The sequence below is a fragment of the Clostridium sp. D33t1_170424_F3 genome (genome assembly GCF_015667585.1).
Taxonomy (GTDB): Bacteria; Bacillota; Clostridia; order Oscillospirales; family Acutalibacteraceae; genus Anaeromassilibacillus.
In genome coordinates this window covers 41233-56311 of sequence record NZ_JADPEG010000020.1, presented here as the reverse complement: position 1 = coordinate 56311, position 15079 = coordinate 41233, and the positions used below count along the sequence as shown (strand labels likewise).

Here is a 15079-nt window from a genome sequence, read left to right as displayed (position 1 = left end):
ATGAGAAAACGGACGGGCAGGGAGGTATGAAAATGGAGGTACGGGGGCTGGTCAGCTGCCAGCGCGCTTTTTTTGAAGAAGGAAGAACCAGGCAGGTTGCGTTTCGCCTGGTAGCGCTCAATAAACTGTACAATGAAATCGCAGCACGGGAACGGCAGATTTGCCGCGCACTGCGTGCGGACCTGAATAAATCCGATTTTGAAAGCTATATGACGGAGGTGGGGCTTGTTCTCAGCGAACTTCGTTATGCGATGGCGCATTTGGAAAAATGGGCCAAAATGCAGCCGGTTCCCACGCCGCTGGCGCAGATGCCGGCAAAAAGCGTTCGCTTTCCGGAGCCATACGGTGTGGCGCTGGTGATGGCGCCATGGAACTATCCGTTCCTGCTCAGCATGGAGCCATTGATCGGTGCGATCGCTGCGGGAAATACCGTAGTGCTCAAACCTTCCGCCTATGCGCCTCATACGGCGAAGGTGCTGGAGATATTGCTCCGGGCCTGCTTTCCACAAAGCTATGTGGCGGTTGTGCAGGGCGGACGGGAAGAAAACGAAGCGCTGTTGGATCAACGGTTTGATAAAATCTTTTTTACCGGCGGCGTGACGGTCGGCCGCCTGGTGATGGAACGCGCGGCGAAGTATTTGACGCCGGTCACGCTGGAGCTGGGAGGAAAAAGCCCTTGTCTTGTGGATCAAACCGCCAACATTAAAATGGCGGCAAAGCGCATTGTGTTTGGAAAGTTTCTCAATGCGGGGCAGACCTGCGTTGCGCCGGACTACCTGCTGGTACACCGCGATGTGAAAAATCAGCTGGTGGCCTACATGAAACAGTTTATCCGTCTGTTTTACGGACCTGTACCGCTGGAAAATCCGGATTACCCTAAAATCATCAATGAGAAGCATTTTCAACGTTTGAAAGGGCTTTTGGAGAAGCAAACGATCCTGGCCGGCGGCGAAGACAACGGGGTGGACCGCATTGCGCCCACGCTGTTGGGATCGGTTTCTCCGGAATCGCCTGTAATGCAGGAGGAAATCTTTGGGCCGATCCTGCCTGTCCTGACCTATACCAACCTGGAGGAAGCGATCCGGTTTGTACAGGGGCGGGAAAAGCCGCTGGCGTTGTACCTGTTCACAACGGATCGATCCGCCGAGTGCCGCGTCATGCGGGAGGTTTCCTTTGGCGGGGGCTGCGTCAACGATACGGTAGTGCATCTGGCCTCGCCGTACCTGAGCTTTGGCGGTGTGGGGAACAGCGGTATGGGCGCTTATCACGGCAAATACAGTTTTGACGCATTCAGCCACTATAAAAGCGTTTTAAAGCGTCCGAGCCGTCTGGAGGTTCCGGTGCGGTACTTCCCGGCTGAGCCGTACAAAAAGAAACTTGTGCGCCTGTTGCTTCGATAAAAAATCAAAATATTTTCTTACACAAGAATTCAGGCTTATTCTTCTCGCGGAAGGCGGGAGGAATAAGCCTGTTTTTTGTAATTGGCAGATTATAATATATTCCTTGGAAAACGTGTATTTAATAAAAACGTAAGACCTGAAGGGATTGCACAAGCTTTCTATTGGAATTGCAGAATGGCGCAAAAAGAGAGCCGCATCCCGCAGGATACGGCTGCAAAAGCGCTTATTTTACCCGCACAAGATTGAGAAGCACGTCCACCATACGGTCCATGCTCTGTACAGGAATATACTCAAACCGCCCGTGGAAATTGTGCCCGCCCGTGGAGAGGTTGGGGCAGGGCAGGCCCATATAGGACAGGCGTGCGCCGTCTGTGCCGCCGCGGATAGGGATGACCAGCGGTTCCACCCCTGCCTCGCGCATCGCCCGTTCCGCGTCCCGAATCAGGAAGATATGCGGCTCGATTTGTTCCTTCATGTTGTAATACGAGTCCACCATTTTCAGGACGATGGTACCGGCGTCGTATTTTTCGTTCAGGTAATCGGCGATCTTCTGGAAGCGGGCTTTTTTCAGCTCGAATTTTTCGCGGTCATGATCGCGGATGATGTAATGCAGACAGGTCTGCTCTTCATGCCCCTGAATGCCTTCCAAATGGCTGAAGCCTTCGTATCCCTCTGTAAACGCTGGGTTTTCAAAGACCGGGAGCATGGAGTGGAATTCCATCGCCATCAGGATGGCGTTTTTCATCTTCAGTTTGGAATCGCCGGGATGCACGCTGACGCCGTTGACGGTGACCTTTGCATCCGCCGCGTTGAAATTTTCATACTCGATCTCTCCCAGTTTGCCGCCGTCTACCGTATAGGCATAGTCCGCGCCGAATCCCCTGACGTCAAAGTGGTCTGCTCCACGCCCGGTTTCCTCGTCCGGTGTAATACCAACCTTGATGGTTCCGTGCGGAATATTTTCCTGGATCAGACGTTCCAGAGCGGTGAATATTTCTGCGATGCCCGCTTTGTCATCGCCGCCCAGCAGCGTTGTGCCGTCTGTGACAATCAGGTCCTGACCCTTGTAGTCGAGCAGGCTGGGGAATTCCTTTGGCCGCATGACGACGTTCTTTTCCGCATTCAAGATGATCTCGCCGCCGTCGTATTGCTCCACAATGCGGGGCCGGACATTTTCCCCGCTTGCGGCGGGAGCGGTGTCCATATGCGCGATCAGGCCCAGAACGGGTCGGTCCGTTTCACAGTTGGCCGGAAGTGTGCCGTAGACATAGCCGTAATCGTCCATATGCGCGTTGGTCAGCCCCAGGGCGCGCAGCTCTTCCGCCAGCGCCTGGCCCAGCAGTCTTTGCCGGTCCGTGGTGGGGCATTTGTCCTCCGGTGCGTTTTCGTCGGAGGTGGTATGATAGGCAACGTATTTTAACAGCCGTTCGTAAGCTCTCATGATGTCAACATCCTTTCATAATAAAGAGATTCTTTTCTCCATGATACGACAATTTGAGGCAAAGTACAATGGAGGATTTATGAAAATAAAGGCGCCCAGGCGGTTTTCAGGAGCTCCACAGCCGGTTGGATTTCCTCCAGAGGAATGCCCGCAAAGCCGAGCGTGACGCTGCCCGGCTCCTTGGCGGGCAGCACGCGCACACCGCTTTGCTGCGCGGCTTGGTAGAGTGCTTCAGAGGAGGCCCGGCAAGGAAGAGAAACGACCAGGCAGAGGGCGGTTTCCCGCAAAAAGACCCTGCATTTTTTTCCAAACGCCTGTTTGACGGCGCGGATCAGGGTTTCACTTTTGGCTGCATAGAGTTTGCGCAGGCGGCGGAGATGCCGCTCCAGCTGGCCGCTTTTCACGTAGCCGCTCAAAGCCAGCTGTTCAATTTTGGAAGCTGTCTGGTTATAGTCTTTGGAACATTTTTGATAATTTGCAAGAAAGGCGGGCGGGAGAGCCATGTAGCCGATGCGGACGGAGGGCAGCAGCAGTTTGGAAAAGGAACCGAGATAGATGACATTTCCGCCGTCCCCAATGCCCTGCATGGCGGGGATTGGGCGGGCATTATAGCGAAGCTCGCCGTTATAATCGTCTTCAAGGATGACGGCGCTGTTTGCTTTGGCCCATTCCAGCAATGCATACCGGCGGCTCATCGGCATGGCGGTGCCGTTTTGGACGCTGTGGGAGGGGCGCACCAGCACCGCCTTCACACCGCTTTGCTCCAATGCGTCCGTGCGGATACCATCTCCGTCCGCCGGCAGACGCAGGACTTGAAACCCGCAGTCCGCAAAGACGCGCTCCGCCTGTGGGAATCCGCGCTCATCGATCGCGACTCGCTTTTCTTTTAACAGGCCGCACAGCAAATATAAGAGCGGCTGCGTACCCGCGCCTACGACGATCTGTTCCGGTTTAGCCGTTACGCCGCGTACGCCGAAGCTGTAGACGGAGAGCGCGGCGCGCAGAGCCGGCTCTCCCTGCGGGTCTCCGTAGGAGGCGATAATCTCCTGCCGGTTCAGTACGTCGCGGATATGCCGCCGCCAGATTTTGATGTCCGTACAGCTGCTGTCTACAGAGTCTGTGCCGAATTGATAGCGGTACTGCGGCGCCGCGCTGGGAGCGGCAACCGAAAAGACGGATCCGGCGGTGGTACGCGGAAGGGAAACCGTTCCGGTAGCGACGAAAAAGCCGCTCTGTGGACGGGTTTTGACATAGCCTTCCACACAAAGCTGTTGGTAGGCCGTCTCCACTGTGGTGCGGCTTAGGTGCAAGTCCTCGGATAGCTTGCGAATGGACGGCAGCTTTTCGCCTTTGGGAAAGTGTCCGTTTTCAATTGACTGTCGGATGGAAGCATACAGCTGCTGGTAGAGCGGCGTTCCGGAGTTGGGGTTCAAGGTCAGATAATCGTATGTCATGGAGTGGCCTCCTTTAAACTGTCCTGATATTATTTTTATAAACTGTGCATTTCTAAATGAACAGTTCAGAGGTATTATATAACACAATGAAAGGCAAACGCAAGCGGCTGCAGCGGTTGCCAGAACATTCCAGAGGGGGAACTGCTTTATGAATTTTTATGGAAACAAACGCGGAACCACCGTCAACTTGGCGTTGACCGGTCTGATGGCGGCGCTGGTGCTGGTGGCGACCATGTTTTTTAAGGTGCAGATTCCGGTGGGTCCGGATAAAACCATGATCGGTTTTGCCAATGTGTTCTGTATCCTGGCGGGTTTGCTGCTCGGCCCGGTTTACGGCGGATTGGCTGCAGGAATCGGTTCCTGTATTTTTGACCTGATCGGCGGTTGGGCAGACAGTGCGCCCACCACGCTGCTGTTTAAATTTTTGATGGCGTTTGTGTGCGGCCTGATTGCCTGGGGCGGGGACAAAACCGCGCAGAAGCTTTCCCGTGTCATCACCGGCGCGGTCAGCGGTTCGCTGGTATACTGTGTATTGTATCTTGGTTACTCTGCGCTCAAGCTGATTTTGTTGGGTTCCGCACCGGAGGCGGCGTTGATTGCCATGACGACAAAGCTCGGCGCAACGCTGACCAATGCGATTATCGCCGATGTAATTGCGGTGCCGTTCTTCTTCGCAATTCGGAAGGCGCTGGACCGCGCGCACCTTCCCGTTGGAGGCAGGTTGCGCCACAGCTAAAAAGAAAGATAAAAACGCGCTCTACGGTTCGCCGTAGGGCGCGTTTTTGCGTAAAAGAAGAAGAAATCCAGAAAATCCCTTGTGAAACATTGCGCCGGGATGCTATAATAACCGCACGGCGTAACCAAAATCAGAGATTTTGACGCCTGAGCGAACATTGTTCCGTTGTGATGGAGGCTGCGCCTCTTAAGGGAATAATAACCGCACGGTGTGACCAAAATCGGAGATTTTGATGCCTGAGCGAACATTGAATTAAACCAGCAAAATGGTGGTGCGCTCCTAGTTGTTTTGTGTAAAAGATAGGATTGAATAATCGCACGGCGTGATCAAAATCAGAGATTTTAACGTCTGGGAGAACATTGTTCCGTTGTGATGGAGATTTCGCCGTTTTATGGTATAATAAATTTTATGGTTTTTAAATAGCTTATGCGGGGATTGCCCCGGGATAGGAGCATTTGCAAAATGAAGGACACGGAAAAAAAGCCGAAAAAGGTCCGCAGTGATATTGTAAGGGACAGCATCAACACCTTTGGCACAAACGCAATTGGGTCCCTGCTCTCCATCATCTCGGCCTTTTTTGTTTTGGGCGTTCTGGACCCCAGTGTAAAGGGGCAGTACAATCAGGTGCAGTTGGTCGGCAACGGATTATTTACTCTGTTTGGCTTCAGCATCAACGCCGCCATGATTTATTTTGTTTCCCGGTTTAAAATTAAAAATACGGTTTCGTCCATACGTAAACTGACGGTTGCAATGTCTGTGCTGATTTTGGCGGCGGGCGCGGCGGCCGTCGTGTTTATGAAGGAAATCTTTTTTCCCGGCAGCACGGTGTTTTATTGCTGGGCGGCGGTTGTTTACGGATTGTTTTCCTTTCTGCTGAACGTCTGCCTGGCGATTCTGCGCGGGGAAAATAAGTTTAAATCGTTTAATACAATCAATCTGCTGCAAAAGATTTTGCTGACGGCATTTATGTTTTCCATGCTGGTATTTCCCAGTGCGTGGCTGCTGGTCACATCCATGATCGGAATCCAGATTCTGATGATCGCTTTCGCCATCTACAGCATCATCCGCTGGAATGGCAAGGAACCGGCCCCCGCTCCGGAGGACGACCTGCCAGTGCAGACCAGCGCGATGTTCCGTTACAGCCTGAAATCCCATGTTTCCAATGTGATGACATATATTAATTCCTATTTGGGTTCCTATATTGTCAACGCGGTATATTCGCTTTCTACCTTTGGTATTTACAACGCCGCCGTCACCATGATGCAGCAGGTTTGGCTGCTGCCGGACGCGGTCAGCCAGGTCATCATGAGCCGCATTGCGGCGATGCGGGAAAAAGAGGACAAGGTCCGGCTGACGTTGATGTCCTGTAAGGTGGTCACTTACATTACAATCGTGTGCGCGGTGCTGCTGGTCGTTGTCGCGCAGATATTCGTGCCGATCGTATTTCCAAAATACGTGGACGCCATTGCGCCGCTGCGGTACCTGATCATCGGTTCCATCTTTATCTGCTACGCAAAGGTATTGGCGAACTCGATTGCCGCGTACGGCAAACCGGAGCTGAACATTCTGCCGACGATCATCGGCATCATTGTCAACCTGGCGCTGGTGCTCTATTTGATTCCCCTGATGGGCGTCAACGGCATTGCGCTGGCTACCTCGGTCTCTCTGACGGTGCAGGGACTGACTTCCATGATCATTTTCTGTGTGTTTACCAAAACGCCGTTTTACCGGCTGCTGATTCCCAATGGAGAAGAAATCCGCACGGTTGCACAGATTTTCAAAAAATAACCAATGCTAAAAGGAGAGAGAAAAGATGAAAAAAATCCTTTCCCTGCTGTTGGCGCTGCTTGTAGCTCTGTCCTGTACGGCGGTTGCGTTTGCCGAGGATGAAGAGGTTTCAGATGAGCTCAAAGCGCTGGGCGAAAAGATATTGAACAATCAGAAGATGGCAATGGAATGGGCCATCGAGGGCTTTACCTGCCAATCGGAAAAGGTGGAGGCGGAGCTTCTGCCGGACGGCACGGTCAACGTCACGGAGTACTGGACGTTTTCCTGTAAAAATTATCAGAAGATGACGCAGTTTGACCGCACGATCAGAAAGTCGGATAACTACGAAATTTCCAATATCAGTGTTAAAATGGGTAGCCAGACATTGGAACGTAAATACGACATTAACGATGTGGTGCGCAAAGAGCGCGAGTATATGATGGAGGAAACAGGTTCCGGCTACGATCTGTCCGTTTATTTTGAAAATTGGAATGCCACTACAACAATTAAAGTTCTCTACACAGTAAAAGGCGCTGTGCAGTTCCACAATGACATTATGGAGTTCAATTGGGAAATGATTGGCAACGATATTCCCTATGACGCGAAGCTTTTTACCGGCTATGTGATCCTGCCGTACGGAGCGGAGCGCAAAGAGGTCAAAGCCTGGACGCACGACCAGGAAAACCCGGAGATCATCGTTGAAAGCGGGGAGCTGGTGAGCATGCGGATTGAAGAGGTCCCGGAGCACCATCCGATTTCCATCCGCGTGACGGCTCCGCTCTATTTGTTCCCCACAGCGGCAGAGGAATACAAAACAGGCCGGGACGCTTACCGGGAAATTCTGACAGAGGAGAACGATCCGGACAAAGACCCGGCCAACGCGGCGCGGGAAGCGAAGAAAGATCGGGTCATCCAGACCGCGGTTCCGGCGGTACTGCTGGTTGGCGCGGCTCTGATTATTTTCTTTTCCCATCGTAAAAAGAAACATGCGTAAGGAGGGGCCGCGTTGCGAGCGGGAGAAACAAAACAAAAAGGCGTACTGAAAGCGGCGTGCCGCGCGGCGCTTCCCTGTACCGTCCCCGTAATGGTAGGATACCTCTTTTTGGGAGCGGCGTTCGGCATCCTGCTGGAGAGCAAAGGGTATGGGTTCGGCTGGGCCGCGCTCATGAGCTTTCTGGTTTATGCCGGGTCCATGCAGTTTGTGGCGGTCAGCCTGCTGGTTCCCGGCGTACGATTGATACAGGTCGCTTTTATGACGCTGATGGTCAACATACGCCATATCTTTTACGGGATTTCCATGCTGGAAAAGTTCCAGGATATGGGGCGCAAGAAGCCGTACATGATTTTTTCCCTGACGGATGAGACTTTTTCTCTGCTGTGTTCCGCACAGCCGCCGGAGGGCGTGGACCGCAACTGGTTTCTGTTTTTTATTTCCTTATTCAATCAGGCTTACTGGGTGATCGGTTCTATAGCCGGCGGATTGCTGGGTGCGGCGTTTACCTTTAACACACAGGGAATCGACTTTGCAATGACGGCTCTGTTCGTCGTGATTTTTGTCAATCAATGGCGTGAGGCAAAAAGCCATATTCCCGCGCTCGCGGGATTGGTATGTTCTGTTGTGTGCCTGCTCTTTTTTGGGCCATCCAATTTTATATTGCCGTCGATGATTGGAATGACAGTGTTTTTGATCGGCTTTCGTAAGAGGTTGGATTGCGGAGAAGAGGAGGAACCGATTTGCTGAGCGCACAGGAAACTATTTTGGTGATTGTTGTGATTGCGGCCGTCACCTTTTTGACAAGGTTGCTGCCGTTTGCCCTTTTCCCTGGAAAAGCGGAGAAGCCCGCATGGGTTCTGTACCTGGGCCGGGTTTTGCCATATGCGATTGTCGCAATGCTGGTTGTATATTGTCTCAAAGGCGTGTCGGTGCAGGCGTGGCCATATGGATTGCCGGAGCTGATTGCAGTTGCCGCAGTGGTGGCGCTGCACGTCTGGAAGAAAAATACATTGTTGAGCATCGGGGCCGGCACGATTCTTTATATGGCTCTGATTCAGTTTGTTTTCTAATCAGCTGGATTCTAAAAGGAAATAACAGAACTTCTAAAATTTATAGAAGATTCGGAATAAAACTGATAATTCTGCGGTTTGAATTGATGTTTTAAGTCGTTTGTGATAAAATAAAATAAATATACCCGTGTGCCTGCTAAATGGAGTAGGCGGAGATTCCAGCTGGGGATATGGGACAAAGAAAGGTGAGGGCTATGGAACGACAGGATCATGAAAAACTATATATCCACATGTTGGGAGAATTCTCGATTCGCCGGGGAAGCAGCGAGATTGTCAAAAAGGGAAATCGTTCTAAGAAAATATGGCTGTTGATCGGTATTTTGCTGACGGAGCGCGGTAAATATCTTTCCCAGAATCAATTGATTGAGCTTTTGTGGCGAAATGGCGACGAGTGCATCGATCCGGCAAATTCTTTGAAAAATCTGGTATACCGCGCGAGAATGCTTTTGGAAGATTTAAATGGCGATGAGGACACAGAATATATCCGGTATGCGCAAGGTGCATATGCCTGGAATACAGATATACCCTGCGAACTGGATACGGATACGATGGTGCTGCTGTCGAATTACGGCCGCGATGATTCCGAGACGTTGGAAAGCCGCATCGCACGCTATGCGCAGGCCATTTCCCTCTACCGCGGAGAGTTTCTTCCGAATCTGGCGGAGGAAGAATGGATCTTTTCAAAACGCGGCTATTATGAAAGTCTTTATGTCAATTGTGTTCTGCGTCTGTGCCGTTTATATAATGAGACGGAAATGTATAACCTGATTATCCCGGTCTGTGAGCAGGCGATTCAGCACTGTCCGTTTCAGGAAGACATTCACCGCGTTTTGTTGAAAGCCTATGTCAGCACGGATCAAAACGCAAAAGCACTGGTACATTATGAGAGTATGGCGGAATCCTTTAACCGGGAATTGGGTGTTGGGCTTTCTAACTCCATCCGTATGGTGTACGATGAGATTTTGAAGGGAATCCATAGTGTAGAAACGGATTTATTTGAAATCAAACGGGAGCTGTTGAAATCGGATGGCGATGGGAACCGGGCGTTCTTTTGTGAATTCCCTGTCTTCCGGGAAATTTGCCGTGTGCAGATGCGTATGCAGGAACGCAGCGGCCGGGAAGAAATTCTGGTTTTGCTCACGGTGGTTGACAAAAATGGAGAGTGCCCGCCGTTGGAAAAGTTAAAGAATGTGATGGAAATCCTGAAGGACTGCATTCTGGATACCCTACGTAAAAACGATATTGTCGCAAGGTTCAGTCCGTCTCAGTTTATTTTGGGATTGGCAGTTACCAGCAAAGATAACGCGCAGATCATTTCGGAGCGGATTCATTCCGTTTTTGAAAGCAGGTACCGCAGGAAAGAAATTCACCTGACGGAACAGGTGGTCAGTTTGCGTCAGGATTGATCCGTCAAAAGATACAGAGTGGAGGCGTGTATATGAGAAAGATGCGTAAGAGAATCTTTGCCGCCGCACTCTGTGTTTTTTTGCTTTCCACAGGTTTTATAGCGTATGAGCTGCTGATTCTTCCCAATCAAAACCGCGGTGCAATTGAATCAGTGCAGGAGATGTACTATCACGCGGAGACACCTTCCGGCGTGCCGGGCAAAGCCGTTCTACCGGATGCGGAAGAGGAGCAGAAGGAAAATGGATACGCCGCGCTGAAAGAGAAGAACAGCGATGTGATTGGGTGGATCAAAATCCCCAACACCGTCGTGGACTATCCGGTGATGCAGTCCGGCCTGCAAAGCCCGGAGTATTATCTGCGGCGCGGGTATGATAAAAAGTATTCCAAATATGGCTGTGTTTTCCTGGATGCGCGCTGTACACCGCCGGAAGAAACGCCCAATCTTACGTTGTATGGACACAATATGACGGACGGGCAGATGTTTGCGGCGATTCTGCAGTATACCGACCTGGATTTTTATAAGAGCGCCCCGGTGATAGATTTCGATATAGAGGGCAAAGCGGGCAAGTGGAAGGTTTTTTCCGTTTTCAGGATTAATACATTGCCGGAGCAGGGGGAGCTTTTCCTCTATACGCAGCCGGCGTTTGATGAGGAAAGCGCATATGCGGATTTTCTGGAGCAGGCCAAAAGCCGCTCTCTTTTAAGTATTCCAGTGGATGTGGATACGGAAGACCAGATATTGACGCTTTCCACCTGTTCCTATGAGTTTGAGGAATTCCGCACAGTGGTGATGGCGCGGCGCGTGCGCGATGGGGAGGAACCGACGGTGGCGTTGGATCGTGCGGCGTACAACCCGCATCCGGTATATCCGGACTGCTGGATACAAAAGTATGGAACCTGAATACATCATAAAACAAAAAAGTCCGGGAAGCCTGTTCGCTTCCCGGACTTTTTTACTTTTTACACGGCGCAGGTTTATTCAGCCGGAAGGACCGCGCCTTCGTAGGTGTCATTGATGTACTGGCGAACCTTGTCGCTCTTCAGGGCATTGAGCAGCGCTTTGAGATCCTCGCGGTTTTCATCGCCTTTGCGGATGGCGACGACATTTGCATAGGTGGCTGCGGCGACGGAATCGCTGGCTTCCACGGCCAGTGCGTCGCTGACCTTCAAGCCGCCGTCGATTGCATAGTTGCCGTTGATAACGGCGACGTCGACGTCGGGAAGCGCACGGACCAGCTGTGCCGCTTCAATTTCCTTGAACTTGAGGTTCTTCGGATTCTCTGCAATATCCTTCGGTGTGGCAGCCAGACCGGCGTCATCCTTTACTTTAATCAATCCCTGATCCTGCAGGAGCAGCAGCGCGCGGGCCTCGTTGGTGGTGTCGTTCGGAACGGCAATGGTCGCGCCGTCTGCGAGATCCGCCAAAGAAGCGGTTTTACCCGCGTATACGCCGAACGGCTCGTAGTGAATGGCCCCGATGGAAACCAGATCGGTCTTATTCTCTACGTTGAAGTCGTCCAGATAGGGTTTGTGCTGAAAATAGTTGGCGTCCAGATTGCCGTCCTGCAGCGCCAGATTAGGCTGCACATAATCGGAAAATTCAATGATTTTCAGTTCGTAGCCCTCGTCCTTCAGGACCTCGCCGGCAATTTTCAGGATTTCTGCATGCGGAGCCGGGGACGCGCCGACGGTGATTACCTTGTTTTCTCCGCCCGCGGCCGCGCCGCCGGAGGCAGTGTTGCCCTCCTGCTGGCATCCTGCCAATAAGGAAACAGAGAGAACGGCTGTCAATAAAAACGCAATGATTTTTTTCATAAAGATCATCCTTTCGTTGGTCTAAAACAGACCATTAAGCTTATTTGCGCCGGTCGGAATGCTTGGCGATATTCATAATAATACCCTGCAGGATTTGCACGACTACAATAATGAGCACAACAGTGACGAACATCACTTCGTCCTCATAACGGTAGTAGCCGAATCGGATGGCGATGTCGCCCAGTCCGCCCGCGCCGACGATGCCCGCCATGGCCGTATAGCCGAGAATCGTGACGGAGGCAATCGCGCAGTTGACAATCAGGGAAGGCCGGGCCTCCGGCAGCATGACCTTCCAGATGATCTGCAGAGTGGACGCACCCATCGACTGGGAGGCTTCAATGACGCCGATGTCCACCTCCTGGATGGAGCTTTCCACCAAGCGGGCCACAAACGGCGTCGCGGAGAGCGTCAGCGGCACGATCGCCGCAGTGGAACCGAGCGTGGTGCCGACGACCCAGCGAGTGAACGGGATAATTGCCATCAACAAAATAATAAAGGGAATGGAACGTGTGAGGTTCACAATGACGTCCAATATCTTGTACAGCACCGGATGCGGGCGGATCCCGTCCTTTGCAAATACGACCAGAGCGATGCCGAGCGGCAGTCCGATCACGTAAGCGAACAATGTGGAGACCAGGGTCATATACAGGGTTTCACCAATGCCCTGCAGCAGCATCCAAAGCATGGCTTCATCCCACATTTCCGCTCACCTCCTCCACCGTTAAACCGCGGCTGTCCAGGTAGGACATCATTTTATCTGCAAGCATCTGGTTTTCCGGCAGTTGGAGCACCATTTGCCCAAACGCCTTGCCTTCTATATTTTTGGTATCTGCAAACATGATGTTCACAGGAGACTGAAATGCCAGTACCATATTGGCAATGACCGGCTCAAAGGACGAAGTGCCGTCGAACACGATGCGCACCGAGCGCCTGCCGGTAAAATGTTCCGTCGTATGCTTTCCCTCCGGGAAGACCAGACGCTGCGCCGCTTCCGTTTTCGGATGAGAAAAAATCTCTGCCACGCTGCCGGATTCAGCGATCCGGCTGTCGCTGATGATCGCCACACGGTTGCAAATCTCTTCTATCACGCTCATTTCATGCGTAATAATGACAATGGTGATGCCCAGACGTCTGTTAATATCCTTGAGCAGCGCCAGAATGGAAGAGGTGGTGTTCGGGTCCAGCGCGGAGGTTGCCTCGTCGCAGAGCAGAACCTTCGGATTGGTGGCAAGCGCCCGCGCAATGGCGATGCGCTGCTTCTGCCCGCCGGACAGCTGGGACGGATAGGCATCTGCCTTATCGGTCAGGCCAACCAGATCCAGCAGTTCTTTTGCGCGCTTTTTTGCCGTATCTTTATCCACGCCGGAAATTTCCAGGGGGAAGCGGATATTTCCCTCCGCCGTCCGCTGCATCAACAGATTAAACTGCTGGAAAATCATGCCGATGGAATGGCGCGCCTGTCGCAGCTGCGCGTCGCTCAGCTTGGCAAGGTCCAAACCGTCCAGGAGGACAGAGCCTTCTGTGGGTTTTTCCAGCATGTTCATGCAGCGCACCAGCGTGCTCTTACCGGCGCCGCTCATGCCGATAATGCCAAAAATATCTCCCTTTTCGATCTGGAGATCGATATTCCGCAGGGCGTGCACTTCCGCATTTTTGGTTTGAAAGGTTTTACTGAGTGACCGTATCTGGATCATAGGTTTTTCAGCCACATCTGCGCCCTCCTTTTTCTATAATAGTATAGTCGAAAGAATAAACGGTCCTGCCGCAAAATAAATCTAATTAATTTACTGGGAATTATAGCTTTCTTTTGCATGCTTGTCAAGAATTCTTTTCACACATGCGCGCCACAAGCGCCTTGATCGGAATGCCTTTTTCCGTAAACATCCGCTCGTGCTCTGTGGGGGCGTCCTGCGTGAAAAAGCCCGGAGCGGCGTGCAGGTCGTCTGTCCGGCGGACCAGGGTAAAGCCGCCCTCTTCCAGATACTCCAGCGTGTCCGCAAACAGCGCGTCGTCGTCCGTTTTGAACCAAAGTTCCCCCTCCGGCTGCAAAAACTGCCGGTAACTGTTCAGCTGGCGCGGATGCGTCAGGCGGCGCTTGTGGTGTTTGGCGCGCGGCCATGGATTGCAAAAATTGATACAGACGCGCTGCACATTGTCCTCCGGCTTAATAATGTTGCAGATTTGCTCGACATTGTGAGCGGTCAGGGCAACGTTATCCACAGGGCGTCCGGCTTCCGCATAAGCGGCTTCAATAATCCGCTTGGCGGGGGCGAGCACGACGTCCTTGAGATCGACGCCGATGTAATTGATCGCCGGGTTTTGCGGAGCAAGCCCCGCGATGTACCACCCCTTGCCGCAGCCCAGCTCCAGATGGATGGGCTCTTTATGAGCAAACCAGTCCTGCCATTTGCCCGCGACCGGCTCGGCCTGACGCACAAAAAACGGGCAGGCGTTCAGCTCTGGTGTGGCCCAGGGCTTATTGCGCATCCGCATGCTGTGTTCCTCCTGCTTCCCAGTTTTTGCAGACGTCCACCCATTTCAGGCTGTGGGAGCAGTGCTCCAATTCTTCACAGGACAGTTCAATGGCGGAGTTCGCGGTGCCGCAGGCGGGAAATACCGTAGAAAAGCGCCGCAGAGATTCGTCGCAGTAGACCTTTGCCGTAGCCGGATTGCCGAAGGGGCATACGCCGCCCACCGGATAGCCGGTCAGCGGAAGCACCTCGTCGGCGGAGAGCATCTTTGCTTTCATATGAAACTCCGCTTTGAATTTGCTGTTATCTATTTTTGCATCACCGGCGGCGACCACCAGGATGCAGCCTTCGTCCGCTTTCAAAGAGATGGTTTTGGCGATGCGGGCGGGTTCTACGCCCACTGCCTGTGCGGCCAGCTCCACTGTAGCGCTGGAGACGTCGAATTCCTGTACACGGTCCGCAACGCCAAACGGCCGCAGGTATTCCTTGACTGCTTCAATCGACATGTTTCTTCCTCCCAAACC

15 protein-coding genes are annotated in these 15079 nt (G+C 52.5%); 8 read left to right on the top strand and 7 right to left on the bottom strand.

Going from position 1 to position 15079, the window contains the following annotated elements; translation table 11 throughout:
• The first annotated feature begins 32 nt into the window (after positions 1-32).
• Positions 33-1400, top strand: a complete 1368-nt coding sequence (locus I4V53_RS12630; RefSeq protein ID WP_195986050.1) for an aldehyde dehydrogenase — start codon at positions 33-35, stop codon at positions 1398-1400.
• Positions 1401-1623: 223 nt separating this feature from the next.
• Here the strand turns inward: I4V53_RS12630 and pepT are convergent, their stop codons facing one another.
• Together pepT and pdxR are read right to left on the bottom strand one after the other, a co-directional pair.
• Positions 1624-2841, bottom strand: a complete 1218-nt coding sequence (pepT, locus tag I4V53_RS12625; RefSeq protein WP_195986049.1) for a peptidase T — start codon at positions 2839-2841, stop codon at positions 1624-1626.
• 77 nt (positions 2842-2918) lie between these two features.
• Positions 2919-4295, bottom strand: coding sequence for a MocR-like pyridoxine biosynthesis transcription factor PdxR (pdxR, locus tag I4V53_RS12620; RefSeq protein ID WP_195986048.1), 1377 nt, complete (start codon positions 4293-4295; stop codon positions 2919-2921).
• A 148-nt stretch (positions 4296-4443) separates the two neighbouring features.
• On the opposite strand from pdxR, the gene I4V53_RS12615 reads away from it, so the two are divergent.
• From I4V53_RS12615 to srtB, 7 genes are all read left to right on the top strand, one after another.
• A complete protein-coding gene (locus I4V53_RS12615) occupies positions 4444-5031 on the top strand; it encodes an ECF transporter S component (RefSeq protein WP_195986047.1) in 588 nt (195 codons plus the stop codon).
• Positions 5032-5493: 462 nt separating this feature from the next.
• Positions 5494-6819: a lipopolysaccharide biosynthesis protein gene (locus tag I4V53_RS12610; protein ID WP_195986046.1), complete on the top strand. Its 1326-nt coding sequence runs from the start codon at positions 5494-5496 to the stop codon at positions 6817-6819.
• Between the two features lie 25 nt (positions 6820-6844).
• Positions 6845-7792 (top strand): DUF2207 domain-containing protein, encoded by a 948-nt coding sequence (locus I4V53_RS12605; RefSeq protein ID WP_195986045.1) that lies wholly within the window; start codon positions 6845-6847, stop codon positions 7790-7792.
• A gap of 12 nt (positions 7793-7804) precedes the next feature.
• Positions 7805-8539 carry an AzlC family ABC transporter permease gene (locus I4V53_RS12600; RefSeq protein WP_353616524.1) on the top strand — a complete coding sequence of 245 codons (735 nt, stop codon included), beginning with the start codon at positions 7805-7807 and terminating at the stop codon, positions 8537-8539.
• Positions 8533-8862 carry a branched-chain amino acid transporter permease gene (locus I4V53_RS12595; protein WP_195986044.1) on the top strand — a complete coding sequence of 110 codons (330 nt, stop codon included), beginning with the start codon at positions 8533-8535 and terminating at the stop codon, positions 8860-8862. Before I4V53_RS12600 ends, I4V53_RS12595 begins: the two co-directional genes overlap by 7 nt.
• A gap of 194 nt (positions 8863-9056) precedes the next feature.
• Entirely contained in the window at positions 9057-10268 is a 1212-nt protein-coding gene (locus I4V53_RS12590) for an AfsR/SARP family transcriptional regulator (RefSeq protein ID WP_195986043.1), read from the top strand.
• A 32-nt stretch (positions 10269-10300) separates the two neighbouring features.
• Positions 10301-11170, top strand: coding sequence for a class B sortase (gene srtB, locus I4V53_RS12585; RefSeq protein ID WP_195986042.1), 870 nt, complete (start codon positions 10301-10303; stop codon positions 11168-11170).
• A 74-nt stretch (positions 11171-11244) separates the two neighbouring features.
• Here the strand turns inward: srtB and I4V53_RS12580 are convergent, their stop codons facing one another.
• From I4V53_RS12580 to I4V53_RS12560, 5 genes are all read right to left on the bottom strand, one after another.
• A complete protein-coding gene (locus tag I4V53_RS12580; protein WP_195986041.1) occupies positions 11245-12084 on the bottom strand; it encodes a MetQ/NlpA family ABC transporter substrate-binding protein in 840 nt (279 codons plus the stop codon).
• Between the two features lie 40 nt (positions 12085-12124).
• Positions 12125-12784, bottom strand: coding sequence for a methionine ABC transporter permease (locus I4V53_RS12575; RefSeq protein ID WP_195986040.1), 660 nt, complete (start codon positions 12782-12784; stop codon positions 12125-12127).
• On the bottom strand, positions 12774-13778 hold the full coding sequence (locus I4V53_RS12570; protein WP_195986063.1) for a methionine ABC transporter ATP-binding protein: 1005 nt from the start codon (positions 13776-13778) through the stop codon (positions 12774-12776). The genes I4V53_RS12575 and I4V53_RS12570 overlap by 11 nt, the downstream gene beginning before the upstream one ends.
• 124 nt (positions 13779-13902) lie before the next feature.
• A complete protein-coding gene (gene trmB / locus I4V53_RS12565) occupies positions 13903-14577 on the bottom strand; it encodes a tRNA (guanosine(46)-N7)-methyltransferase TrmB (protein WP_195986039.1) in 675 nt (224 codons plus the stop codon).
• Positions 14561-15061, bottom strand: coding sequence for a YbaK/EbsC family protein (locus I4V53_RS12560; RefSeq protein WP_195986038.1), 501 nt, complete (start codon positions 15059-15061; stop codon positions 14561-14563). Before I4V53_RS12560 ends, trmB begins: the two co-directional genes overlap by 17 nt.
• Between the last annotated feature and the right edge of the window lie 18 nt (positions 15062-15079).

Excerpts from the sequence above, each read along its gene's own strand:
- I4V53_RS12630 (WP_195986050.1), top strand. The coding sequence starts at position 33 with ATGGAGGTACGGGGGCTGGTCAGCTGCCAGCGCGCTTTTTTTGAAGAA.
- pepT (WP_195986049.1), bottom strand. The coding sequence starts at position 2,841 with ATGAGAGCTTACGAACGGCTGTTAAAATACGTTGCCTATCATACCACC.
- pdxR (WP_195986048.1), bottom strand. The coding sequence starts at position 4,295 with ATGACATACGATTATCTGACCTTGAACCCCAACTCCGGAACGCCGCTC.
- I4V53_RS12615 (WP_195986047.1), top strand. The coding sequence starts at position 4,444 with ATGAATTTTTATGGAAACAAACGCGGAACCACCGTCAACTTGGCGTTG.
- I4V53_RS12610 (WP_195986046.1), top strand. The coding sequence starts at position 5,494 with ATGAAGGACACGGAAAAAAAGCCGAAAAAGGTCCGCAGTGATATTGTA.
- I4V53_RS12605 (WP_195986045.1), top strand. The coding sequence starts at position 6,845 with ATGAAAAAAATCCTTTCCCTGCTGTTGGCGCTGCTTGTAGCTCTGTCC.
- I4V53_RS12590 (WP_195986043.1), top strand. The coding sequence starts at position 9,057 with ATGGAACGACAGGATCATGAAAAACTATATATCCACATGTTGGGAGAA.
- srtB (WP_195986042.1), top strand. The coding sequence starts at position 10,301 with ATGAGAAAGATGCGTAAGAGAATCTTTGCCGCCGCACTCTGTGTTTTT.
- I4V53_RS12580 (WP_195986041.1), bottom strand. The coding sequence starts at position 12,084 with ATGAAAAAAATCATTGCGTTTTTATTGACAGCCGTTCTCTCTGTTTCC.
- I4V53_RS12575 (WP_195986040.1), bottom strand. The coding sequence starts at position 12,784 with ATGTGGGATGAAGCCATGCTTTGGATGCTGCTGCAGGGCATTGGTGAA.
- I4V53_RS12570 (WP_195986063.1), bottom strand. The coding sequence starts at position 13,778 with ATGATCCAGATACGGTCACTCAGTAAAACCTTTCAAACCAAAAATGCG.
- trmB (WP_195986039.1), bottom strand. The coding sequence starts at position 14,577 with ATGCGGATGCGCAATAAGCCCTGGGCCACACCAGAGCTGAACGCCTGC.
- I4V53_RS12560 (WP_195986038.1), bottom strand. The coding sequence starts at position 15,061 with ATGTCGATTGAAGCAGTCAAGGAATACCTGCGGCCGTTTGGCGTTGCG.